This window comes from Veillonella parvula (assembly GCF_047241225.1).
In the GTDB taxonomy this organism is placed as follows: domain Bacteria; phylum Bacillota; class Negativicutes; order Veillonellales; family Veillonellaceae; genus Veillonella; species Veillonella parvula_O.
On record NZ_JBKTIE010000002.1, the window covers coordinates 251,912 to 275,186 of the forward strand.

Sequence of the window (23,275 nt, forward strand, 5' to 3'; positions counted from 1 at the left end):
ACACAAATAAGCTAGTATCCGTTATAATAGATACTAGCTTATTCTTTTAAGAAAGGAACCGTTATGACTCGCATCCATATTAACGCGTCTACACCGTATGATGTTGTCATCGAGGAAGGCGCTTTACAACGCATCACCGATTATATTAAACCATTAAAACCAAATTGCCGTGTTATCATCGTCAGCGATAGCAACGTGGCGCCTCACTATTTGGACTCTGTGAAAGCTAATATGGAACATGCGGGTTATGCTGTTTGTGATTATGTTTTCCCTGCTGGTGAAAGCTCCAAAAATGCACATCAACTTATCGATTTAGTAGAATACATGGCGGCCCAATCATTGACTCGCAAAGACTTGCTCATCGCCCTTGGCGGCGGTGTTGTAGGCGATATGGCGGGCTTTGCAGCAGCGACCTATTTACGTGGTATCGACTATGTTCAGGTTCCTACATCCCTATTAGCCGCAGTAGACTCCTCTGTAGGTGGTAAAACAGCAGTCAATCTCAAAGCAGGCAAAAACCTATGGGGCGCTTTCAAACAACCAATTCTAGTCCTTTGTGATCCAGCTACACTCAATACATTACCTGAAATGGAATGGATTAATGGATGCGGTGAAATTATCAAATACGGCTTCCTCGACGTACCTGGTTTATTAACCCAACTAGAACATAAACCATTAATTAAACATCACGATAGTGTTAGTACTGTCATCGCTCGTTGCGTTCAAGCAAAAGCGGATATCGTGGAACAAGACGAACGCGAGTCTGGCGTTCGTGCCCTCTTAAACCTCGGTCATACCTTTGGTCACGGCATCGAAAAAGCAAGTCATTTCGAGGTACATCACGGTTATGCCGTTGCTATTGGTATGGTGCTCATGGCACAAGGTGCTGTCAAACATGGAGAATTAGATGTAGAGTCGTTAGACAAATTAAAGGCCCTCATCAAAGCACACGATTTGCCAACCACAACAACGATAAGCAAAGAAGAAATTCTAGCTGCCGCTAAGCACGACAAAAAAAGCGAAGGAGCAACCATTAAAATCGTAGTACCTACTAGCTATGGTCACAGCGAGCTCAAAGTAGTAACGCACGATGAACTTGCAACCTATTTAGACTGAGATATAAAGGAGATTTATATGCATTCCGTAACGAACGCCATCCCTACAGGGACTATCGCGTCCATTCCTGCAAAAGCTCATGCGCACCGTGCACTGATTTGCGCAGCTCTCGCAAACTCGCCATCTACCATACTACTGAGCCGCACCTCTAAAGACATCGATGCAACTATGGACTCCTTGCGAGGCTTAGGCGCACAAGTTGTATATGAAAACAAAGTTGTCACTGTTACACCAGGTCCTGTGCCAACAAAGGGCAATGTAGTTCCCCATGAATCCGGTACCACATTGCGCCTCTTATTACCAGTAGCAGCGTCCATTTGTAATGAGGTAGACGTGGATGCGAAAGGGCGTTTACCAGATCGTCCTTTAGAGCCCATGCTCGGTGAAATGAAAGCTCACGGCGTAACATTCTCCCAAGATAAACCACCATTCACTATGACAGGTCGTCTACAAGGCGGTGAGTTCGGTATGGTTGGAGATGTGAGTAGCCAGTTCTTCTCTGGATTATTATTAGCAGCGCCACAATGTGGAGGCGCTACAATCACATCTACTACACCACTTCAATCTAGCGACTATGTAACATTGACGACTACAACAATGGCAAACTTCGGCGTAACAGTCGACCATACTCCCGCCTCTGACACAGTCCAAGAGTCCTTTGCAGTAGCGGCTAATACTACTTTTAAAGGTCAAAGTAATTACCAAATCGAAGGCGATTGGTCCAATACGGCTATTTGGATGGTAGCAGCGGGCATGACAGGTAAACCAATTACCATTACGGGTATGAACAAAAATTCTGTGCAAGCGGATCGTCGCATCATGCAGATTATGATTGATACCGGTTGTGATGTAGTATGGGATGGCATGAACGTAACCGTTATGGGTCGTGCAGTAAAACCAATCCATGCCGACCTCGAACAAATGCCCGATATGTTGCCAGTTATGGCAGCCCTCGCTTGCTCTATCCATGGTGAAAGCTCCTTTGTTAAGGGTGCACGCCTACGCTTGAAAGAATCCGATCGCCTCGAAGCCGTTGCTAATCTGGTCAGAGATTTAGGCGGTACGGTTCGTGAAGATGGTGATGACCTATATATCATCGGTAGTGGTATACTAAAAGGAGGACAAGGTGATTGTGTTAACGACCATCGCCTTGTTATGGCAGGTACATTGATGGCACTCATCAGTGAAAATCCTGTAACATTAAAAGATAGCGAAGCTATCACAAAATCCTATCCAGACTTCTTTGAGGACTGGAACTTACTAGGAGGTAATGCTAATGGCATCTAATTTCGGTAAAACCATACAAGTATCTACCTTTGGCGCGTCTCATGGGTATGCCATCGGTGGTATCGTGGAAGGCCTCCCTTGTGGACATACCATCGACATCGATGAGCTACAAACCTTCTTAAAGCGCCGTGCGCCAGGTCAAAACCAATTACAGACGCAACGTAAAGAAGCCGATATACCTGAATTCTTAGCAGGTATGGTAGATGGCATGCTCAGTGGATCTCCATTGGCATTTATGATTCGCAATACCTCTCAGCACTCTAGCGATTACAATAATTTGCGCGACATACCTCGTCCATCGCACGCAGACTTTACGGCTCGCATGCGCTACGGTGACAAGGTAGATATGCGAGGTGGCGGCCACTTCTCAGCGCGTCTAACAGCACCTCTTTGCGTGGCTGGTGGCATCGCCCTTCAACTACTACGTGAAAAAGGTATCGAAATTCACGGTCATTTAAAACAAGTTGGTACAATCCAAGATGCCCCTATCGATATGGTTCATCCAGATATGAAAGCACTTTCTGAAATCGCTACAGAACCTATCGCTATGGTCGATGCAGACAAACGTTCTGAAGTAGAAAACTTAGTCATGAAACTCAAAAAGGACGGTGACTCCACAGGCGGTATCGTTGAGGTTGTGGCTACGGGATTACCAATCGGTCTTGGCAATCCAAACTTTGACGGCATCGAGAACCGATTAGCTCGTGTTATCTTTGGCGTACCTGCCATCAAAGGTGTGTCCTTTGGAGGTGGCTTCGACATGTGTTCTCGCCTTGGCTCCGAGGTGAACGATGCTTTCACCATGGACGGCGATACAATCACAACAACTACCAATAATAGCGGTGGCATTCAAGGCGGTATCACCAACGGCTTACCCCTCATTATGCAAGTGGGCATTAAGCCTACTCCGTCCATTTATAAGGAACAACATTCTGTGTCGCTTTCACAAAAAGAGGACATATTACTCACCATCAAAGGTCGTCACGACCCATGTGTAGCACTTCGTGCAGTACCTGTTATCGAAGCCGTCACGGCCCTCGTCATTCTTGATTTCTTAGGAGATATTGACCATGAACTTAGATGAAGTACGCGTTAAGATTAACGATATAAACGACCAAATGCTCGCCCTCTTCAAAGAACGTATGGAACTCTCTAAGGACGTAGCGGCTGCAAAAAAGGAAATGAATAAGGCCATTTACGATGCCAAACGAGAGCGCGACATCCTCGACAAGGTAACAAAAGATGCAGGTCCAGACCTCGATCTATATGCACGCCGTTTTTTTGAGGCATTATTTAGCTTAAGTCGTACCTACCAATCCGAACAACTATTCCAAGACAATGAATTTACTTTAAAAATGAAAAAAGCCATTGAGCAATCCCCTACTTTACCACCTCAACGGGGCAGTGTAGCTTGCGCCGGCGTATTTGGTAGCAATGCTCAAATGGCGTGTGATAAATTATTACCTCTTAGCCAAATCCATTATGTAACAGGTTTCCGTTCCGTATTCGATGCCGTCGAGTCAGGTGAATGTCAATTCGGTGTATTGCCTATCGAAAACAGCTCCAATGGTTCCGTAAAAGAAGTATATGACCTCTTAGAAGAGCGCAAATGTTATATCGTTCGCGGCACGCGCCTCTGGATATCTCACGACTTGCTCGTGAAAAAAGGCACAAAACTAGAAGATATTCATACCATAATTTCCCACCCTCAAGCGTTGGGCCAATGTAGTCACTTCCTAGATAAGTTAGAAGGCGTAGAATTACGCTCCTATGACAATACGGCTCGAGCTGCACAGCTCGTAGCAGCTAGTGATGACCCTGGAGTAGCGGCTATCGCAGCACCTCAATGTGCAGACCTATATAATTTGTCTCCATTGTTGAGAAATATCCAAAATAGCGATAACAACTATACGCGCTTTATCTGCATTAGTAAGGATTTCCACGTATACCCAGGAGCCAATAAAATCTCTGTTGTAACCACTGCAAGTCATGCTCCAGGCGGGCTTGGTACATTGCTCACCAAGTTTGCTAATATCGGTGTGAACCTTACAAAACTTGAGTCCCGTCCGATCGTAGGACATAACTTTGAATTCTTGTTCTACCTCGATTTAGAAGCATCCTTGGCAGATCCAAAAGTACTTTCCGTATTAGCAGAGCTCCACGCATCGCAAGATAAATTCCGCTTGCTCGGCAATTATCCTGAAAATTGATATTTTCCTTTATGGTAGTGCTTATTAATGGCATATATAGTACAATGGATATAGTTTTAAAACTCCAATGGCTAATAGGTGACAGCCTATTAGCCATTTTGTGTATATTGACCTAGGAGGTCCTATGAAATTTGGTTTACTTGGCCGTACGTTGGGCCATAGCTTTTCCCCACGCATCCACAATGCTTTGGGAAATACTAATTATGAATTATTTGAACGAGAACCGAGCCAACTGCAAGAGTTCTTTGCAGACCAAGAATTACAAGGTATTAATATTACCTTCCCTTACAAGGTTAACGCCCTTGAAGCTTGCGATGTAGTAGACCCTCGCGCAGAACGCATTGGCTGTGTAAACACGATGGTTCGTAAAGACGGCAAATGGCATGGTTACAATACAGATTACGATGGTTTCGTATTTACTCTAGAACACGCTGGTATAAATGTATCCGGTAAAGAATGTATTATCCTTGGCGATGGTGCCTCCTCTGCTACGGTTCACGTAGCTCTTGAAGACCTAGGTGCTAAGAGCATCACGCATCTATCCCGTAAAACGGCTCCGCTCTATACTGATGCGCCTAATTACTATGAAACAGCACAGATTATTATTAACTGCACGCCTATCGGTATGTATCCGCATAATCCAGCTAACCTCATAGATATTATGCAATTTTCTAAATTAGAGGGCGTTGTAGATCTCATCTACAATCCGCGCCGTACAGTTTTGCTTTTACAAGCAGAAATGATGGATATTCCGTACTGTGATGGTCTACCTTTCCTCGTGGCACAAGGTGTTGAGGCGGCTAATCATTTTCAAGGTGAAAGCTTTGGTACCAAAGAGATAGAACAAATCTTGCGAGATATGCGCCGTGAAAAGGAAAATATCATCCTCATCGGTATGCCTGGTGTTGGGAAAACAACAGTGGGCAGAGCAATCGGTAAAGAGATGGGCCGTACTTGGCTTGATGTGGATCACGAGCTAGAAAAAGAAATTGGCAATGTTTCTACCTATATTACAGAACAAGGGGAGGCTACGTTCCGTGAAAAAGAGGCAGAAATGATTGCAAAATTAGGCACTCAAACAGGCCTTGTCATCTCCACTGGTGGCGGCTGCGTAACAGTACCTAAAAACTATGCACACCTGCGCCAAAATGGCCGTATTTACCAATTAACACAACCTGTAGAAAAACTATCTACTTCAGGTCGTGTTCTATCTAGTGGCGGCATAGGACGTTTACGTGAACTCGAAGAAACTCGCACTCCAATGTATGAAAGCTTTGCACAATGCATCGTGGAACATAATCGCAATGCACCAGAAACAGTGGCAGCTATTCTCGAAGACTTTGAATCAAACTTATTGTAAGAGTTTATATAACGGTATTTATAAGATTGTTTCCTCTATATAAGTAAGGGCTTCTACATCTTTAGAAGTAAGAGCATTTACATCTGTATTTTTAGATAAAACTAAAACTCATATCATGACATACATGATATAAACTGAAAAGCAGTAGCTATCCTCAGGGTAACTACTGCTTTTTTAGGTCTCCTATGTATTATATATATTGGTAGAAAATCACTTTAGCAATTACAATGTAATTACACAAAGAATTTAAAATAGCTTTCACCATGGAACTATCAAAATACAATGAACTAATTTCTATAAGCAATAGTCTTAACGTGACGACCATAAATAGGAGGCATTATGAAAACTGTAAATCTACAAGTTCGCATCAATGAGGACTTAAAACAAGAGGTATCTAGCATATTAAAAGCACAAGGTCTATCATACACCTCTATGCTAGATGCACTATTCCGCCAAATCATCAAAGAGCGTCGCATTCCGTTTGCCATTGCGTTACCAACGGCACCTATCGATGAAACACCTACACCAAGCACACTCAACAACGGCACCTATGAACAACCACAAACCACATTAAAAGCCTCAGATTATATAGGTGCATATGGTACACCAAGAGAAGAAAATCAAGAAATATCCTTCGATACAATCGATAAGACAGGAGTTCTTAACATCCGTATCAATCCTAAAGTTAAGACACTAACAACAGCTATTCTAAAAGAAATGGGATTAACCATGTCACAAACAGTTACACTTGTATCTAAACAAATACAATTTAATAAGGATATTCCACCTACTATCCTCCGTCCAGAATGGATTGATGCTATTAATAATGATTTCTGGACTGAAGAAGATTTAACTACAAGAATACAATTAGGGCTAAATCAAGCAGAAAAAGAAATTGGTGAACCTGCGGAAAAAATTTTTAATGAACTCCTTGAAGATTTATAAATTTGGAGAGCTGAAATGAAGTATACAGTAATTATGACGCCTACAGCTAAGTCTGATATAGTAAATCTCAAAAGTTCACTAGAACAACAGATTATAGATTCTTCCTTTATTAGAAAAGAATTAAAGTTGATTTATCAAAAAATTTCTTCATTAGCTATCTTTCCTGAACGTTATCCTATTTTAAATAATAATACCAATTACAGAAAATTATCATACAAAAAATATCTTATTCTATATAAAGTCATTAATAATAACATATATATTTTTTATATCCGCCCTTCAAAAATGAATATACTACAAGAAATACAAAACATATAAAAAAGTCGGCTCTCGCCGACTTTTTTAATGCACTTTTACCCGTTTATGCTGTTGTTCATCGAATACGCCATCTACATCGATGGTATCTAGAATTCGTTTTAAAGCATGTACATCGATTTGCCCTGGTGCCGATGCTTTACCAGCAGAGGCAAAGGTCATGGCATTTCCAAATAGAGCTCCTGCAGTGCGTGTAACAGCACCTAGTTCTCCCATTGCCATCGTAATAATTGGATCCGAAGGATATAAAGCTTTCACTTCAGCCGTTGCTTCAAGTAGCGTTAATACATCACCAGTTGTGTGAGGCATAACGGCAATCTTTGGCACATCGGCCAAGAACTCTTTCATTTGAATAAGTCGATTTACAATGACTTCACGACTCGGTGTACAGTGGAAATCATGGTTGCTCATGATAATAGTGATTCCATGAATCTTAGCAAACTCTATCGTTTTAAGCATTCTATCTTGATCAAAAAACAGCTCAATATCGATAGCATCCACCAATCCTGTAGGAATCAAACGTTCTAGCATTGTAAAGTAATCTTGTGTAGAAATCGTTCTTTCCCCACCTTCACCTTTTGTGCGCCATGTAAAGAGCAATCCACGACCTTTCAGTTGTGGCTTGATGAGCATTAATAGTTCAATAATAGCATCAATGGAGTGGGCCCGCTCGAAATAGTCAATGCGTAGCTCTACTATGTGACACGGTGTATTACATGCTACTGCGGTGGCATCCAGAATCTCTTTCATTGTTGTGCCCACAATAGGCACGCATATTTTTGTACCCTTTTCTCCGAGTACAGTATGACCGATACGGACCATAATAACTCCTTTCTGTCCCACACGGTGAGACTAGTGACTTACCTTAAACTAACTATATACCAATATTTTTGTAAAAGCAATCAATCGGCCCATATTGGATTGCTATTCACTAAAAACGTATGAAAGCCTACTATTATGCACTAAAACAGTATTCTTAGATTAACGATTAACATCACTTTTTCTTATACCCTAGATTAAGACCTCTTACCAATAAACGGTCTGTATCTGAAAGCCTCGTATTATAAAAATAGCCTAAAAAAGTAAAAGCTCCTTACCAATATATATTAGTAAGGAGCTTGTTAGACTCTAATTCACACACTATATTTATCATGTTGTACGGATAGTTTCCGTGATTGGAATCCCATATAGAGTAATAACAAACCTGTAATACTAAATACATAGGATATCCCAATGTAGGTAGATACAATACTTGCGAACACAGGCCCTACCATAGAACCGAATTGTTGGGCCGTCGTCGTCATACCAAACATGCGACCTCTAAAGCCTGGTTCTGTATTAAGAGTTACGGCTGCACTCAAAGATGGGTTGATGCCCACAATACAAGAACCAATTAGCACTTGTAGTACACCAAACCACCAAATACCTACTGGTAAGCTTTGAAGTAAGAGAACAACACCACTACCAAGCATACAGTAGGAAATGGTTCTAAAGTACCCACGACGCTCACCGAGGCGCACCCATATATTGGTCGTTAAGGAACCGGCTAAACCACCGATACTGAGGATTGTACCTGAAATGATGGCTGCCCCTTCCATAGTGCCTTGCATATCACCTACATAAAGCGCCAAAATAGGCTGTAGCATCATGATGACACATTGCATAAAGAAGTAAATCCATAAAAGTCTTACTAATACAGGTTGTTCTTGAACCGACTTAAAATCTTCTCGCAAGGATGTAGCTTTTACCGGCTGTTTGGACTGCTCCTTAGAAGTTGTATTTTCAACTTCTAGTTTTGGTTCTTTTACAAGAAACAATACCGCTAAAGTAGCAATGAATACGGCTATACCAGATATATAAAATACAGGGCGCATACCTACAACACTTTCAACGGCACCGCCCAAAAATGGACCGACGACATTACCTAAAATTAGACCTGTTTGGAATATGCCGAGGGCACGGCCTACCTGTTTTTCATCCACACTGAGGGAGACCATGGTCATCGCTGCAGGATAGAAACCATTAGCGAACCCAACTAAAGCACGCCCCATTAACAATTGATACTGATCCGTTACCATGCCGATGAGAACATAACTGACAGCAATGGCAAAACCAGCGCGCAAAGCCATCCGCTTTTTCCCTTTATTATCTGCAATTTTGCCCCAAATTGGCGCCATAATGCCAGCGATTAGGAATGTAATACCAAAGACGAGACCAGACCAAAGTGCCACATCATCCTTTGGAACACCGAGTTCCAATAAATATATTGGCAAAAAAGGAATTATCATTGTATAACATATGGCTAGCACCGTCATACTAGTTGTGATAATCCACACGTTGCGCATGCCACCTCGAGCATCATATACACTTGTACTCATGGTACCCTCCCTTCCGCATAAAATCGTTTAGATAAACTAATATACACATAAATCACTTTTAATTACAGTTCCATTTAAATTACGATTCTACTTAGATTTCAATCTATGTTACTATTCATAAGATGTTATTACATTTTAATTTCATATATAAAGAAGAGCCGCATACGAAACGCGACTCTTTCCATAAAAAATACCTAAAATATAGGTATACAATGTAGTAATCCTCAAAGATCATTCAAACTAAAGTTTCCGAGCTATCAATTATTCCGTAGGAAATTTATGATCCATTACATCTTGCAAGGAAACATGTTCCATAACATGTCGGAACTCATCTTGTAAATACTGCCACAATGGAGCTGTCAAGCAGTCATTAAACATAGGACACGGTTCTACATCATCTTCTAAACAAGACACGAGAGCAATGGAGTCCTCTGCGGCATATAAAATTTCATATACATTGTATTCAGATGGATCTTTCACCAAACGATATCCACCGTATTTGCCACGTCCACTTTTAACGAGGCCCGCGGAGGATAATCGAGATACAATCCCCTCTAAATATTTATCGGAAAATCCTTGGCGTTCTGCAATCTCACGAATTGGTACATTTTTTTCTACCCCATGTTCTGCAATATCCGCCAATATCCGTAAGGCATAACGCCCTTTTGTAGATATTTTCATAAGTTAACCTCTATATCATTCATAATATATTAATAGTATATCACAAATTCATACAAAAAATGGTGGGAAATATGATACACTATACATATATCGAAATATCTTTATTTAGGTATGATTTTAATTTCATATAGGGAGGATTTTATCTAATGTTAGATAAATTATTTCAACTCAGTGAACGTGGTACAACCGTTAAAACAGAAATTTTAGCAGGTATCACTACGTTTATCACGATGGCGTACATCCTATTCTTGGCGCCAAACATTCTTAGTCTTGCAGGTATGGATAAGGATGCGGTCCTCATTGCCACAGCCTTAGGTGGGGGTCTTGTGACGATTGCTATGGGTTTATTCGTAAACTACCCAATTGCTCTCGCTCCAGGAGTTGGCCTCTTGGCATTTTACTCCTTTACTGTAGTTCTCGGTATGGGCGTATCTTGGCAAACAGCATTAGGTGCGGTATTCATTTCTGGTCTCGTTTTCCTCGTATTAACATTGACATCAATACGACAAATGATCGTTGAAGGTATCCCAGCCTCCATGAAAATTGCCATTACCGTTGGTATTGGTCTTTTCATTTCTATCATCGGTTTAAAGTTATCCGGCTTGATGGCTATCTCCATAAGTTTGTCTCCAAACTCCTTGGGTCAAGTCGTACAGACACATGGTAATCTAGTTCCTCCAGCATCTGAGGCACTTTTGACGCTCGGTAATTTGCACAGTGGTGAAACATTGTTGGCACTATTTAGCCTCATCTTTACAGCTTTATTGATGGCTCGCAAAATTCAAGGTTCGCTCTTGATCGGCGTTTTAGTAACAACAATCATCTCCTATGCGACAGGCCTTTCCACAATGCCTGAGAACTTCACCGTATTGGCCGTGCCTGATTTCTCTAAAGCAGCATTCTTGCAATTAGATATTCCTGGTGCTCTTCACATGGGCTTAATTACGATTATCTTCTCCTTCACCTTTGTAGAATTATTCGACTCTATGGGCACTTTGATTGGTACCGCTACAGAGGCGAAAATAGCAGATCCTAAATCTGGTAAATTCCCCGGTCTTGGTAAAGCCATGACCGTAGATGCTATCGGTGTTAGTGCCGGTGCATTACTCGGTACTTCTACAATTACGGCTTTCGTTGAAAGTGCTGCAGGTGTAGGGGCTGGCGGCCGTACAGGTTTAACAGCTGTCACAACAGGCGTACTTTTCCTAATTTGCTTATTCTTGGCTCCATTGGTATCCTTGGTTCCAAATGCAGCCACATCTCCTGTTCTTATCATCGTAGGTGCCCTCATGTTAGGTGCCATTCGCAACATCGACTTCGATGATTGGACTGAAGGCTTCCCTGCATTCCTCGTTATCGTATTGATGCCGTTCACATACAGCATCGCTAACGGTATCTCTGCAGGTCTCATTGCATACCCTCTACTCAAAATCATTGCAGGCCGTGCAAAAGAAGTTAACTGGATTATGTACGTATTGGCGGTTCTCGTTATTATCCGTTACGTATTCTTCTAATTAACGTATACCCATAATGATGCTATTAGTGAAAGCTACTTTATATTCGATAACTATAAAATCACTAATACCTAAAAGCAAAATATATGTAAATTACATACACTAAAAGAACCTATCTCCAAAGATATTACTCTAATATCTAGGAAATAGGTTCTTTTTATTATGTACGCTTTTACTAAACGCTAACGTCGTATGGCATCACCGAATCGTACTATAGAGTCTTATTAGGGTTTAGTATTAACGAATCGTTTTTACACCGATTAAGTCTGTACGACTTGAATCAATATTTTTTAATGGTACTACATGATCTTTATAAAACTCTGCTTCAGATACTTTCACAGGCACTTGGAAGAACAAGAAATATGCCATGTTATCTTTGCTCCATGCAACACTGCGTACTAAGCCCTTATCTACATTACCTGTATACTGCACATCACCGGTTGGCGTAGAGTCAATCCACTGTACGTCATGGTATTCCGTTGGAACATATTCTTTAGGCCATACCGTATCCATAGAGTAGCTCATGCGAAAGACCATCGTATGATTTACCCAACGTCCGCTGCGTTCTTGATATTCTTGACCTTCCTTCCAATATACAGTTTCTAATACATCATTATCATAAAAATGTGTAGCATAGTATGTATAGCCAAGAGGCAAGTAACTTGGTACGGATACGTCATAGGACAGCTTACGAGATGCATCAATTACACCGCTAGGTAAGCCGATGGATTTACTCGTAAGTATAGGCCACTCAGAATTCGTATGTGTACGCAGTGGCAAACCAATAGTTTCAAAATGAGGTCTATCTTGTTCACCATTTTGTTTAACACTTTGCGCATCGTTTTCTTCAACATGTTGCTTATCATTGCGTTCACCACGTAATCGAGTATCATCAGCGGCTACGTTAGTAAGAGGACCTACAGAGTCTACAATTTTGCTTACAAAGTTTTGGTTTCTTGTAGTGGCAAAGTAGAGCATATATACTTTATTATCTTTTTCCCAATAAGCAATTTGAACAGAGTCGTTGCTAGAGCCTAAAGTATGTACAGGGACTCCATTAGGGGTAGTAAAGCTAACGGCATCATCAGCATCGTATTTTGTCTTTTCCAATATAGGCTTTACCACGGTATCGATAGCCCACCCCATACGATACACAATATCTGTATTAGAGAAGGTTAATTTCTGACCATATTCTCCATTATAGCCCGTTTCCGTATACACGATTTCTAATACGTCATGATCTCTTGACTTTACATCGCGTACTACATAATCTTCAGGCATATAGGACGGAATTTGTAAATTATATCCAAAATAATTAGTAGTTGCCTCAATATTACGCTCTAGGATATCACCATTATCAAGTTGTTCATACCACCGATAGCGATTCATTAGTTCTTTATTCTTTTCCACTGTATCAGTGGTAACTGTATGTCCATTTTCATCTACTAAAGGAGATAATGCACTAACTGATTGTACTCCAAAGCTACTTACCACAGCAGCTAGTATTCCCATTGCTAATAATGATTTTGTTGTTTTTAATCTCATAATTTCTGCTCTCTCTAAATCACGCCAGTCTTTGCTTTCATAGGAACTACATGTTCCTGTTTTATTTCTTCAATAGTTTTAGGTTTAATCGGTTTCATCGGATAGTTACCAACTAGTTCATAACGAGAGCTATCAATACTTTTCAACGGTACCACATGGTCCTTATAGAATTCCGCATCAGCCTCTTTCACCTGTTCTAAGAAGAATAGGGAATAAGCCATATTATCCTTCGCCCACGTAATGCTGCGAACCATATGCGTTTCAGGATTACCGGTATAATAAACCTCACTAGAATCACCTGATTTAGACCATTCAAGATCGCCGTATTCAGATGGAACATATGGTGTATCTCTTACAGTATCCAAGGAATATCCCATTCTATAGGCCATAATACTATCTATATATTTTTTCCCATCCCGATAGATAGTCACACCTTTTTTGTAATATACAACCTCTAATACATCATTTCGATCTTGACGCGCTGTATAGAGCTGATAACCATAAGGTATATAGCTAGGCGCCTTGACCTCATACGGCAGTTGCTGTGCAGCTTCTACTATTCCTTTCCAATTACGAGCCCCTTCTTGAGTTTTCATAGGCCACTCTAATAAAGTCTGTCTTGGTAATGCTTTGATTGCTGAATCAGGATGAACTCTAGGCATATCAAATGTAACGGCAGCTGAAACACCAACAGTATCTGTAGATATAGAATCATTAACAACATCAGCTGAAACATATCCTGCACACAATAATCCTACAGCCATAGCAGATAAAACGGACTTAAATAGAAGCTTCTTCATGATCTCTCCTTTTATAAAAACTTGATATATACTTTACACATATAATGATATATTTTCTTATTTATATCAAAAACATGCCACCGATTCTGTTGCCCTAGCTACTTCATAAAACTTTTATCTTTCCTATTGTGAAAGTATAGTTATGAGCCATTAGCTGCTTTAATGCTAACTAGTTATACATAATAAAACATCCTACTAAACGCTATATTACAATAGAGTTCAATAGGATGTTTTGTCATTATTTAGTTAATGGAGGCATAATAATATCTTGTTCAAGCTGTCTTCGTCTTTTTGCAGTATAGTCTACAACCTTAATTTGAACTACGCCCACAGAGTTTACCATGGCATCGGTAAAGGTTAATTCTCGACCAGTCTGATGCTTCATCAACACTTGTAAACCATGAACTTTTTCATCAACACGCTCTAAGTAGGTAGCCTCTCCTCGGCCCATCACACTAGAATAAACCGAGCTATATTTACAAGGAATATCTCCACCTGATACGAGGGCCTCATCATTACCGTCAATTTCGATAAATACATGGGGGTTCACTTTAATCAAATTAAACTTCTTCCCCTCATGATAGCCATGTACATAGATGTAGAGTATATCATCTACAATTTCATAACCGAAATGTAAAGGTACCACGTAAGGATAATCACCATCCATCATACCTAAGTGAATGATGCGAGTGCTATTTAAAATGCTCTTAATTTCATCTATATTTGTAACCATACGATCTTGACGTCTCATAATAGCCTCCACAAGAATCAGAAAATTAATACACCTTACTCTTCATGTAATCTACCAAGAAGATGTTTAAATTGAGCTTCATCACTCTTTAGCTTTCCGAAAAAGACTTCATCAATTTGTTCAACTAATGGAACTGCTTTTTGTAATATTGCACCGCCCTCTTCATTTAAAAGAACAGCTTTCGCACGTGTATCTCTAGAGTGCTCTTTTCGCTCTACAAAACCACGTTTTTCCAATAAGCTCAATATTTGAGATACCGTCATAACATCTATCCCTGAAAGTTTTGAAATCATAACTTGTGTGACTTCGTTATCATGTTGTGATAGATAAGCAAGAGACGCTAAAACAACAAATTGAGGATGTGTTAAGTTCAACTCTTTTAACGCTTGTTTTATAGTAAAATGCCATTTATTGTACACCCTCATGAACAATAATCCTGTTGATTTTTCTGAATTGTCTTTATATTTTGATGTAAACAAACAGCAATCACCTTATCTTTCTAAACAGTTTTTTAGAATAAATATAGATTGGGGAACATCTGAAAAAACTTGACTTAAAAATTCTAAATGTTGCTTATCTTCACGTTCTAAGCTTACAGTGTGTTTTACATTTACACTTCCGTCATGATTATCAATTATTTGATGTCCGAAAAGAATAGCACCAAATGGAGTTTCAGTCTTATCCCAAAACTCTTCAAAAGGTTTTACAAGAGTAAGTTGATATTCCATAGGTGGTATACCTTCAAGCTCCATTGTACCACATGAACCGGTCTCAAATTTACCGTTTAATGTAATATTTTTTAGATCCTCTTCCCAGTCATACCATTTTTCGATATTCGCATAATACGTCCACACAGCTTCTTTTGCCACTTTTATTTTCAAACTAAAACTAAATTCCATTTTATATCCTCCTTTTATTATAAGTGTACTTATTATAAATTATTTTATATTATTCGTCAATAAACTTCATAAAAAAAGAATATTCTTTGCTTTTATCAATATAAGGATATACTCTATCAGAAAATCATATCATCTTTTGTCTACTGTAAAAATACATTTGACTTTTTAGAATAGATACTGTATTATAAGAAAATAGTTTTATAGATTCTATAGATTATGAAAGTTATGGTTATCCATGGCTTTTTATGTTTATAGATAGTTTGTAGAAAAGAGGTCTTTATTATGTCTGATACGCATCAGTTAAAACGGGGTCTTAAGAACCGGCATGTACAGCTGCTCGCCATCGGCGGTGCTATTGGTACAGGCCTATTCTTAGGCTCCGGTCGCGCCATTCACTTGGCTGGTCCATCCATCATATTCGCCTACCTAATAACAGGTGTTATGTGCTTCTTTATTATGAGAGCACTAGGCGAATTACTGTTATCTAACCTAAACCACCACTCTTTTATCGACTTTGTAGAAGATTACTTAGGGGATCGAGCAGCATTTATCACGGGATGGACATACTGGTTCTGCTGGCTTTCACTAGCCATGGCAGACTTAACGGCCGTAGGCCTCTACATGCAGTACTGGATACCGTGGCTGCCCCAATGGATACCAGCCTTACTTGTTCTAGTCGCCTTGCTGTTAATGAACTTGACAGCTGTAAAATATTTTGGCGAAATGGAATTCTGGTTTGCCTTGATTAAGGTGATCGCTATCATCTCTCTTATCATCATCGGTATCATCATGATTGTTACTGGTTTCACTACAGATGCCGGTGTCGCCGCATTTAGCAATATGTGGAATTACGGAGGATGGTTCCCGAATGGAACGATGGGCTTTATCCTATCATTCCAAATGGTTGTATTTGCTTTCACAGGCATAGAACTCGTAGGTTTAACGGCTGGCGAAACAGAAGATCCTGAAAAGGTTATTCCAATGGCCATAAACAATATCCCATTGCGTATTATTTTATTCTATGTAGGCTCTTTAGCTATCATCATGAGTATTTACCCTTGGACTGCCGTTAACCCTGCTGCAAGTCCATTTGTAGCCGTATTTACCGCCGTTGGTATTACAGCCGCTGCAGGAATCGTAAACTTCGTTGTTCTTACTTCTGCAGCATCCGCTACAAACTCTGGTATCTTCAGTACAGGCCGTATGATTTATGCCTTGGCAAAACGCGGTCACGCACCAAGCTCAATGCGGCGCTTGACCCACAGCAGTGTGCCATACCAAGCAACGATTTTCTCGGCAGCCGTATTATTGATTACAGTTGTACTCAACTACGTAATGCCTGAAGCAGTATTCGTTATGATTACATCAATCTCCACATTCTGCTTCATCTTTATTTGGGCCATGATGGTTATTTGTCATCTCAAATATCGCAAAAAAAATCCTGATGTAGTGGCACAGTCTAAATTTAAAATGCCTCTATACCCAGTAATGAATTACGTTATCCTCGCGTTCTTCGTTTTCGTTTTAGCCATTCTAGCCTTAAACGAAGATACGCGAATTGCCCTCTTGTTCACACCAATTTGGTTTATTATTCTTTGGGCCTTCTACTCCATGCTTAACACGGACGATGAAGATGCCCTTGGGGAAGAACTCATCGAAATGGCAGGCGTAAAAGAACTTTACAAAAAACCTAAAAAAGACGATTCCGATGATTACGTAATCTAACAAAAAAGCTCGTGCTATGCACGAGCTTTTCTTTTACTTCATTGACGGGAAGTTTTGTTGTTCATATTGTTGTAGATATGCTGGTAAGTTACTTGTATCTTCATTGTAATTAAAGATAGTCTTAATGCGATAGCCTTCTTGAGTGATTATGATATCAATAGAGGATGGTACTTCTTGACCATTCTGTTGCAAGTGATTAACTAATTCTTGCAAGGCCTCTGTTTGATGTAAAGAACCGGCCATATATTTACCCTTGGATAGACCTGTATTTCTAATGACTTGGCCATTGTATACTTGACCTCTATTATCTTTGTAATAAAAGCGTACAGCATCCTTATCTCCCGTAGGAACAGCTTTAATATAAATGGTCTTCCAATTCTTTTTAATCATCACTTTTGTAGCTTCTGCTAAATTATTAGACAAACGTCGTGTTTCTTTATTTGTTGATTTAGACACACCATTAACCTGTTGAATTTCATCATTCATAGGCATATCAATAGGTGCCACTACTGGATCTTGTTCTACCTTTTTTGCATCTGCAGGCTGAACCGCGAACATACCAACAACCGCCATTACAGCTAATGCGATAAGAGCAATTTTTTTCATTCTATCTCTCCTTAGAGAATTTATCAACACAAATTATAATTTACTAAATTAGTTGCTAAAATCCGTATCCACAATAGCGAATTGTGTATAATCAGGGTAACGTTTTTGCATTTCTGCCTTGATTTTTTCTAATGTACTATGTGGATCTTCTTCGTCAAAGTCAAAGATAATATCGTAGTAGATAACCTTCTTTTCTTCTTGTACGTAGAAGGCATGTACTTGTACTACATGTGTATATAAACTAATAACTTGATCAAGAGCTTTTCTAATTTCAAGTACTTCTACACTTGGTTTGTTTTCAGCATATACACCAACAGTCATATTGATACCAAACTTTTTATAAAGATGAACCGCAATGCCCTTTGTTAATGGGTGAACTTCTGCCATTGTCATCGTATCTGGTACAGAAATATGAACGGAACCAATTGTTTCTCCTGGCCCATAGCTATTTAATACCAAGTCATATACACCACCCACATTCGGATGCTGTGCGATAGTTTCTTTAATATTACGGATTAAATTATCATCTGCTCGAACACCGAGCAAATGGTTATACATTTCACGTAAAATATCATACGCCGCTTTTAAAATCAAAACAGAAATAACAGCGCCCACATAACCTTGAATATCAAAGTTAAAGAAAAATACTAAGCCTGCAGATACCAATGTAGCAAAGGTAATCACCGCATCAAAAAGGGCATCTATACCAGATGCTACGAGCGCATCAGATTTATATTTTTCACCTTGTGCCTTGATATAACGACCCATCACTACTTTCACAACGATGGCAACAGCGATGATAACAAGACCTGGAATATCAAATGTAGATACCTCAGGGTGGATAATTTTATCCACAGATTCCTTAAGGGATCCAATACCTGCACCGAGAATGATGAAAGCTATGGCCATGGTAGTCATATATTCTATACGACCGTGGCCAAATGGATGCTCCTTATCAGCCCCTTTGGCGGCTAATTTCGTACCCACAATAGTTAATACAGAGGACAATACATCTGTTAAGTTATTTACCGCATCAAGGATGATGGCGATGGAATTAGACGCAAGGCCCACAATCATTTTAAAAATAACGAGAACGACATTACCTATAATGCCTTTTATACTGGCAAGCGTAATCCCCCGATTACGTGCTGCACCATTATCTTGTAAAATCATACTACACCTCTTACATTCTGATTTATAGTTTTTAAATTGAACTATATCGATTTACTTATAATCCTATTATAGCTTATCGATTATCATTTGTCATTATTTTTCTTGAAAAATATTTTTAAACTTATTGATTTTACTGAGTTATCAATAATTCTCATTTCTCAATTAGAGTATTTGATGTATTGTGACTTCACAATGTATAGTACAAACCTATTATTAACAAACTAGTATTTTGTATTACGTAACAAGTTAATCAGATCAGATTATGCCATAACCGTAATACGCTCTCCTGTGCGCATGTGTGTAAATACCACCTTTTGAGCGCGTAATTGAAATGGCTGTTCCGTAGGTTGTGCACCGTATAAGGTATCTCCTACAAGAGGGTGCCCTATATGGCTGAAAGCTACTCGAATTTGATGTGTTTTCCCTGTGTACAAACGAACTAAAACCTCAGAATATCCACATTTATTGGACTTATACACAGTTTTGTCCACATTTTGATTACTTTTATCAACATCTCCTAAGTTTATATCCACATTTTTTGCTGCTATATCCACAGAATTTTTAGACTTATTCACAGAGTTATCCACAGCCTGCGAAGAATGTCTACATAGGACGGAAAAATCTGTACGAGTCTCTTTTCCCTTAGGATTCACTTCGTAATGAATCCCATCAGCACTGCGTTCCATAGGAAATACCAAAGAATCTTCATCGGCTTCTACAATGCCTTCCACAGTCGCCATATACCACTTTTCAAAGGTATTATCATCCATTTGCTGTTGATAAATACTTTGTGCTAAACCACTTTTTGCAATCACAATGCAGCCCGTCGTATCTCTGTCGAGACGGTTCAAGAAACGTACCTTTCGCTTGATACCATGTTCTTTAAAATAGTGCGCCACACCATTGGCAAGAGAAACTTGATCTTTAGAGTTTACAGTCACACCACTTGGTTTATCCACAATAAGGAGATCATCATCTTCATACAGAATGCGTAAGTCCATTTCGATAGGGTCATGATCTATTTTTTCCTTCGCCATAGCAATCCAAATCTCGTCGCCTTCAGAGATTGCATCTTTTGGCGTAGCCTTATGACCATTAATGTGGATTAATTTCTCTTCAAAAAGTTTAACTAAAGATTTTCGAGGATATCTAGTATCTAACACTTCACCAAGTGAAATATCGCGTACTTCTCCAATATGCTCAGAATCGCGACTTGATATGTCTTGATTGCTACTCGATATATCTCGATTTTTACTTGATATATCTTGACCATTACCTATTAGCTTTTGTCTTGCATTTTTCTTGCTAAGTACAGTTTCTATATCTACAGCTGTCACGGTCCACAGAATATCATCGGGGCGATGTGTTTTTCGCGCCATTAGTATCTCCTTTCTACGAGTTCAGGATCTCGTGGCATATAGTTGAGTAGCGAACTTGGTTGAACCGCTCTACCTCGTATATTCGTCTGTTCAAAGGTAATGGTCAATTCTTGTTTAGGCCGAGTAATGCCCACATAGAATAAACGCTTTTCCTCGTCTTCACGACCTTCTGCAATGGCAAAGGGACTCGGGAAAGTTCCTTCATTTAGCCCGGCCAAGAATACATGGTCAAACTCGCTGCCCTTCGCTTGGTGAATGGTAATGATAGGAATACGATCTTCATTTCGTACTTGCTGTGCAGGTTCGCCCGCCGTAAGGGCCGCCATCTGTAAGATTTGATTTAACCGCGCTAGTCCTGGTGGCCCTTCATAAGCCGTATCTAGTTTTTCCATGATGCGATATAAATCGCGTATATGCTCTACCTTTGCCGCTTCTCCATGAGATTTATAGTATTCTAGAACCCCCATTTGGTTCATGATATACGCCAATAATTTCGTTGGCATCTCCGTATAGGCTTTTCTACGCAAGGTCGCCATTTGAGAGGCGATATCCGTGAAAGCTGCCTTATATTTATTTATAGCTACCATGCGACCCGTTGTGGTCGGTACGATTTTTTCTTTCACCGCATAAATTAAAAGCTGTGCAGTGGCCAAGATATCATCCATTGCATTATGTGTTGGCTCATGGTGTATAGGAAACTTAGATGCTAGGAAACCCAATTTATGATTTGGCAAATTAGGATAGAAACGACGGTAGATATCGAGGGTATCATAAATAGCCTTGAACTCAGGATTGCCTAAGTTATGACGCGCCAATTCATTCGTAAAGATGGTCACATCATAGTTTACATTGTGACCTACAATAATAGCATTCTTAGAGAATTCCTTAAAGGCTTGTAACACTATAGCTGGCTCTTCGCCGTGCTCTTGTAAATACGCATCGGAGAAGCCGTGTACCTCTTCGGATTGACCAACAGGTACACCAGGATTGATAAAGCGTTCAAAAGGCTCTAAGACCTGTCCATGTTCATCGATGCGGATAGCCGCAATTTGAATGATATGGTCTTGAGCCGTATCTGTACCGGTGCTCTCCACGTCATAAACAACTACTTCGTGCTGTTCTAATCCACTAACAAGCTTTGCATAAGGCTCCGCTTCAAAAATAGGCATATCCATGAAGTCCGTCAATTTTAAACCTACTTGGCGCGTCTCAGGGCTTTCAATTGCAGCGATACGAGCGTCACCAATACCTGCAACATAGCGCTTGATAATGCGCTTCGCACTGACAGAATCATTAGGATTCATCAACAACTTGAAGTAGGCCATAACGTCTTTAATTTCTTGACGTCTAAAGAATTTGAACTCGTCGATAATCATGAAGTGACGGCGTTCCTCTTCAGGTCGTTCGCCGTTAAGACGTTCAAAAGAATCACTTAACTGCTGTGCCTTTTTATTATCCCTCACAAGAACGCCGATATTAGCATCTTTTGGTAAAGCGCAGATGGATTCGTAGATATATCGACCCTCAAGATAACTATTTTTACAGCCTTTAATGAGAACTGGCTTACCCTTGCTTTCACTATTGGCACGAGGCAATTCAGTGTAGATAGACCCAACTAGATCGGGGAACATATTTTGCAAGGTTTTGAAAGCCATCGTAAAAAGCGTCCAGTTAGAGCGATAATTTTCATAAAAGATGATTTTCAAGGGCTTGAAATCCGCATCAAATTGCTTAAGCAAGCGGAACGGATCGGAGCCACGCCATTCGTATATGGTTTGGAAATAGTCTCCACATAGTAGCACGTGATTACCTTCCCACAGCATTTCTAGAACCTTGTACTCTAGTACGCCTGTATCTTGCATTTCATCTACAGAGATATAGCTGTAACGGTTGCGCCAGCGTTCACGAACTACAGGGTCTTGAAATAGGCGATGAACACCGCAGATGAGGTCTGTAAAATCTAGGCCGTGCACGGAAGCTAAGCTTTCATCATACGCAGCAATCCATTCGTGACCATGGTTCAAGAAATCATGGAGTTCACTGTAGAGGACATTACCAAAGCTAGAGAAGAGCTGTTCAATGGCTTCGCGCTGTTCCTTCTGTAAGCGTTCGATTGTCCGCTTGTAATCCCCTATGAGATCATCAGAATAAAAGCCATATAAGGAACGATATTCTTTCACCATAGCGATAACATTAGCAAAGGACATTTCTCGCAATTTACCAGGACGGTACGGTTCAGATAGTTCCTTGCAGTCTTCTTCGTCAAAAATGGTCACGTCCGTGTACAAGGTTTCGTTGCGCTTTCCTTCTTGTTGGAGAATGAAAAAGCAAAAGCTGTGGAATGTACTAACCTCCACAGCCTTTGCAAGACTGCCTACGAGCGATTGAATGCGGCCTTTCATCTCGTTTGCGGCCTTGTTCGTAAAGGTCATGCACAAGATATTCTCCGCCTTCGCATAGCCACCCTCGATGAGGTGCGCCACCCGATAAGCAAGTGTATTCGTTTTTCCCGTCCCAGCGGACGCTAACAAGAAGATATTCTGTTCCACTTCATCAATAACGCGTTGTTGTTCACGATTGATAAGCATAAA

At 40.1% G+C, this 23,275-nt stretch carries 21 protein-coding genes; 9 read left to right on the forward strand and 12 right to left on the reverse strand.

All coding sequences use genetic code 11. The annotated features are described in order from the left end of the window. The first annotated feature begins 63 nt into the window (after positions 1 to 63). The 7 genes from aroB (at position 64) to ACLRYO_RS04685 (ending at position 7,236) form a co-directional block, all read left to right on the forward strand. Positions 64 to 1,116, forward strand: a complete 1,053-nt coding sequence (gene aroB / locus ACLRYO_RS04655) for a 3-dehydroquinate synthase (RefSeq protein WP_413084693.1) — start codon at positions 64 to 66, stop codon at positions 1,114 to 1,116. An 18-nt stretch (positions 1,117 to 1,134) separates the two neighbouring features. Then, a complete protein-coding gene (gene aroA / locus ACLRYO_RS04660) occupies positions 1,135 to 2,403 on the forward strand; it encodes a 3-phosphoshikimate 1-carboxyvinyltransferase (protein WP_008714855.1) in 1,269 nt (422 codons plus the stop codon). Further along, complete coding sequence (aroC, locus tag ACLRYO_RS04665) at positions 2,393 to 3,487, forward strand: chorismate synthase (RefSeq protein WP_038125681.1); 1,095 nt, start codon at positions 2,393 to 2,395, stop codon at positions 3,485 to 3,487. Before aroA ends, aroC begins: the two co-directional genes overlap by 11 nt. Further along, a complete protein-coding gene (locus tag ACLRYO_RS04670) occupies positions 3,474 to 4,613 on the forward strand; it encodes a bifunctional chorismate mutase/prephenate dehydratase (RefSeq protein WP_004698197.1) in 1,140 nt (379 codons plus the stop codon). Before aroC ends, ACLRYO_RS04670 begins: the two co-directional genes overlap by 14 nt. Before the next feature lie 124 nt (positions 4,614 to 4,737). Then, positions 4,738 to 5,973, forward strand: coding sequence for a shikimate kinase (locus ACLRYO_RS04675; RefSeq protein ID WP_008714852.1), 1,236 nt, complete (start codon positions 4,738 to 4,740; stop codon positions 5,971 to 5,973). A gap of 339 nt (positions 5,974 to 6,312) precedes the next feature. Further along, positions 6,313 to 6,918: a type II toxin-antitoxin system RelB/DinJ family antitoxin gene (locus tag ACLRYO_RS04680; protein WP_038125679.1), complete on the forward strand. Its 606-nt coding sequence runs from the start codon at positions 6,313 to 6,315 to the stop codon at positions 6,916 to 6,918. Positions 6,919 to 6,933: 15 nt separating this feature from the next. After that, positions 6,934 to 7,236, forward strand: a complete 303-nt coding sequence (locus tag ACLRYO_RS04685) for a type II toxin-antitoxin system RelE/ParE family toxin (RefSeq protein WP_008714847.1) — start codon at positions 6,934 to 6,936, stop codon at positions 7,234 to 7,236. Positions 7,237 to 7,260: 24 nt separating this feature from the next. On the opposite strand, the gene aroD is transcribed toward ACLRYO_RS04685, so the two are convergent. The 3 genes from aroD to ACLRYO_RS04700 form a co-directional block, all read right to left on the reverse strand. Continuing rightward, positions 7,261 to 8,055, reverse strand: a complete 795-nt coding sequence (gene aroD / locus ACLRYO_RS04690) for a type I 3-dehydroquinate dehydratase (RefSeq protein WP_008714845.1) — start codon at positions 8,053 to 8,055, stop codon at positions 7,261 to 7,263. Positions 8,056 to 8,366: 311 nt separating this feature from the next. Beyond that, entirely contained in the window at positions 8,367 to 9,611 is a 1,245-nt protein-coding gene (locus tag ACLRYO_RS04695; protein WP_038125678.1) for an MFS transporter, read from the reverse strand. Positions 9,612 to 9,872: 261 nt separating this feature from the next. Further along, positions 9,873 to 10,292 (reverse strand): RrF2 family transcriptional regulator, encoded by a 420-nt coding sequence (locus tag ACLRYO_RS04700; RefSeq protein ID WP_008602288.1) that lies wholly within the window; start codon positions 10,290 to 10,292, stop codon positions 9,873 to 9,875. A gap of 146 nt (positions 10,293 to 10,438) precedes the next feature. Here ACLRYO_RS04700 and ACLRYO_RS04705 point away from each other — a divergent pair, with 146 nt between their 5' ends. Beyond that, entirely contained in the window at positions 10,439 to 11,806 is a 1,368-nt protein-coding gene (locus tag ACLRYO_RS04705) for an NCS2 family permease (protein WP_004694940.1), read from the forward strand. A gap of 237 nt (positions 11,807 to 12,043) precedes the next feature. On the opposite strand, the gene ACLRYO_RS04710 is transcribed toward ACLRYO_RS04705, so the two are convergent. The 5 genes from ACLRYO_RS04710 to ACLRYO_RS04730 all read right to left on the reverse strand — a co-directional run bounded on the left by ACLRYO_RS04710 (position 12,044) and on the right by ACLRYO_RS04730 (position 15,801). Beyond that, on the reverse strand, positions 12,044 to 13,351 hold the full coding sequence (locus ACLRYO_RS04710; protein ID WP_195394750.1) for a hypothetical protein: 1,308 nt from the start codon (positions 13,349 to 13,351) through the stop codon (positions 12,044 to 12,046). Between the two features lie 14 nt (positions 13,352 to 13,365). Further along, positions 13,366 to 14,151: a hypothetical protein gene (locus ACLRYO_RS04715; RefSeq protein WP_413084694.1), complete on the reverse strand. Its 786-nt coding sequence runs from the start codon at positions 14,149 to 14,151 to the stop codon at positions 13,366 to 13,368. 238 nt (positions 14,152 to 14,389) lie between these two features. Next, positions 14,390 to 14,902, reverse strand: a complete 513-nt coding sequence (locus tag ACLRYO_RS04720) for a pyridoxamine 5'-phosphate oxidase family protein (RefSeq protein ID WP_287509150.1) — start codon at positions 14,900 to 14,902, stop codon at positions 14,390 to 14,392. A gap of 35 nt (positions 14,903 to 14,937) precedes the next feature. Beyond that, complete coding sequence (locus tag ACLRYO_RS04725) at positions 14,938 to 15,381, reverse strand: MarR family winged helix-turn-helix transcriptional regulator (RefSeq protein ID WP_278604704.1); 444 nt, start codon at positions 15,379 to 15,381, stop codon at positions 14,938 to 14,940. Positions 15,382 to 15,393: 12 nt separating this feature from the next. Beyond that, a complete protein-coding gene (locus ACLRYO_RS04730) occupies positions 15,394 to 15,801 on the reverse strand; it encodes a polyketide cyclase (RefSeq protein WP_278604703.1) in 408 nt (135 codons plus the stop codon). Positions 15,802 to 16,083: 282 nt separating this feature from the next. On the opposite strand from ACLRYO_RS04730, the gene ACLRYO_RS04735 reads away from it, so the two are divergent. After that, positions 16,084 to 17,526, forward strand: coding sequence for an amino acid permease (locus ACLRYO_RS04735; RefSeq protein WP_008602276.1), 1,443 nt, complete (start codon positions 16,084 to 16,086; stop codon positions 17,524 to 17,526). 33 nt (positions 17,527 to 17,559) lie between these two features. Here ACLRYO_RS04735 and ACLRYO_RS04740 read toward each other — a convergent pair whose 3' ends face one another. The 4 genes from ACLRYO_RS04740 to ACLRYO_RS04755 form a co-directional block, all read right to left on the reverse strand. Next, the gene (locus tag ACLRYO_RS04740; protein WP_278457294.1) at positions 17,560 to 18,132 is read right to left on the reverse strand and encodes an immunity protein YezG family protein; all 573 of its coding nucleotides are present in this window, start codon (positions 18,130 to 18,132) and stop codon (positions 17,560 to 17,562) included. 48 nt (positions 18,133 to 18,180) lie between these two features. After that, positions 18,181 to 19,305: a cation diffusion facilitator family transporter gene (locus ACLRYO_RS04745; protein ID WP_227037312.1), complete on the reverse strand. Its 1,125-nt coding sequence runs from the start codon at positions 19,303 to 19,305 to the stop codon at positions 18,181 to 18,183. A gap of 260 nt (positions 19,306 to 19,565) precedes the next feature. Then, positions 19,566 to 20,684 (reverse strand): RluA family pseudouridine synthase, encoded by a 1,119-nt coding sequence (locus ACLRYO_RS04750; RefSeq protein WP_156697294.1) that lies wholly within the window; start codon positions 20,682 to 20,684, stop codon positions 19,566 to 19,568. Continuing rightward, the gene (locus ACLRYO_RS04755; RefSeq protein ID WP_413084695.1) at positions 20,684 to 23,272 is read right to left on the reverse strand and encodes a 3'-5' exonuclease; all 2,589 of its coding nucleotides are present in this window, start codon (positions 23,270 to 23,272) and stop codon (positions 20,684 to 20,686) included. The genes ACLRYO_RS04750 and ACLRYO_RS04755 overlap by 1 nt, the downstream gene beginning before the upstream one ends. Positions 23,273 to 23,275: the final 3 nt, after the last annotated feature.

Excerpts from the sequence above, each read along its gene's own strand:
- aroB (WP_413084693.1), top strand. The coding sequence starts at position 64 with ATGACTCGCATCCATATTAACGCGTCTACACCGTATGATGTTGTCATC.
- aroA (WP_008714855.1), top strand. The coding sequence starts at position 1,135 with ATGCATTCCGTAACGAACGCCATCCCTACAGGGACTATCGCGTCCATT.
- aroC (WP_038125681.1), top strand. The coding sequence starts at position 2,393 with ATGGCATCTAATTTCGGTAAAACCATACAAGTATCTACCTTTGGCGCG.
- ACLRYO_RS04670 (WP_004698197.1), top strand. The coding sequence starts at position 3,474 with ATGAACTTAGATGAAGTACGCGTTAAGATTAACGATATAAACGACCAA.
- ACLRYO_RS04675 (WP_008714852.1), top strand. The coding sequence starts at position 4,738 with ATGAAATTTGGTTTACTTGGCCGTACGTTGGGCCATAGCTTTTCCCCA.
- ACLRYO_RS04680 (WP_038125679.1), top strand. The coding sequence starts at position 6,313 with ATGAAAACTGTAAATCTACAAGTTCGCATCAATGAGGACTTAAAACAA.
- ACLRYO_RS04685 (WP_008714847.1), top strand. The coding sequence starts at position 6,934 with ATGAAGTATACAGTAATTATGACGCCTACAGCTAAGTCTGATATAGTA.
- aroD (WP_008714845.1), bottom strand. The coding sequence starts at position 8,055 with ATGGTCCGTATCGGTCATACTGTACTCGGAGAAAAGGGTACAAAAATA.
- ACLRYO_RS04695 (WP_038125678.1), bottom strand. The coding sequence starts at position 9,611 with ATGAGTACAAGTGTATATGATGCTCGAGGTGGCATGCGCAACGTGTGG.
- ACLRYO_RS04700 (WP_008602288.1), bottom strand. The coding sequence starts at position 10,292 with ATGAAAATATCTACAAAAGGGCGTTATGCCTTACGGATATTGGCGGAT.
- ACLRYO_RS04705 (WP_004694940.1), top strand. The coding sequence starts at position 10,439 with ATGTTAGATAAATTATTTCAACTCAGTGAACGTGGTACAACCGTTAAA.
- ACLRYO_RS04710 (WP_195394750.1), bottom strand. The coding sequence starts at position 13,351 with ATGAGATTAAAAACAACAAAATCATTATTAGCAATGGGAATACTAGCT.
- ACLRYO_RS04715 (WP_413084694.1), bottom strand. The coding sequence starts at position 14,151 with ATGAAGAAGCTTCTATTTAAGTCCGTTTTATCTGCTATGGCTGTAGGA.
- ACLRYO_RS04720 (WP_287509150.1), bottom strand. The coding sequence starts at position 14,902 with ATGAGACGTCAAGATCGTATGGTTACAAATATAGATGAAATTAAGAGC.
- ACLRYO_RS04730 (WP_278604703.1), bottom strand. The coding sequence starts at position 15,801 with ATGGAATTTAGTTTTAGTTTGAAAATAAAAGTGGCAAAAGAAGCTGTG.
- ACLRYO_RS04735 (WP_008602276.1), top strand. The coding sequence starts at position 16,084 with ATGTCTGATACGCATCAGTTAAAACGGGGTCTTAAGAACCGGCATGTA.
- ACLRYO_RS04740 (WP_278457294.1), bottom strand. The coding sequence starts at position 18,132 with ATGAAAAAAATTGCTCTTATCGCATTAGCTGTAATGGCGGTTGTTGGT.
- ACLRYO_RS04745 (WP_227037312.1), bottom strand. The coding sequence starts at position 19,305 with ATGATTTTACAAGATAATGGTGCAGCACGTAATCGGGGGATTACGCTT.
- ACLRYO_RS04750 (WP_156697294.1), bottom strand. The coding sequence starts at position 20,684 with ATGGCGCGAAAAACACATCGCCCCGATGATATTCTGTGGACCGTGACA.
- ACLRYO_RS04755 (WP_413084695.1), bottom strand. The coding sequence starts at position 23,272 with ATGCTTATCAATCGTGAACAACAACGCGTTATTGATGAAGTGGAACAG.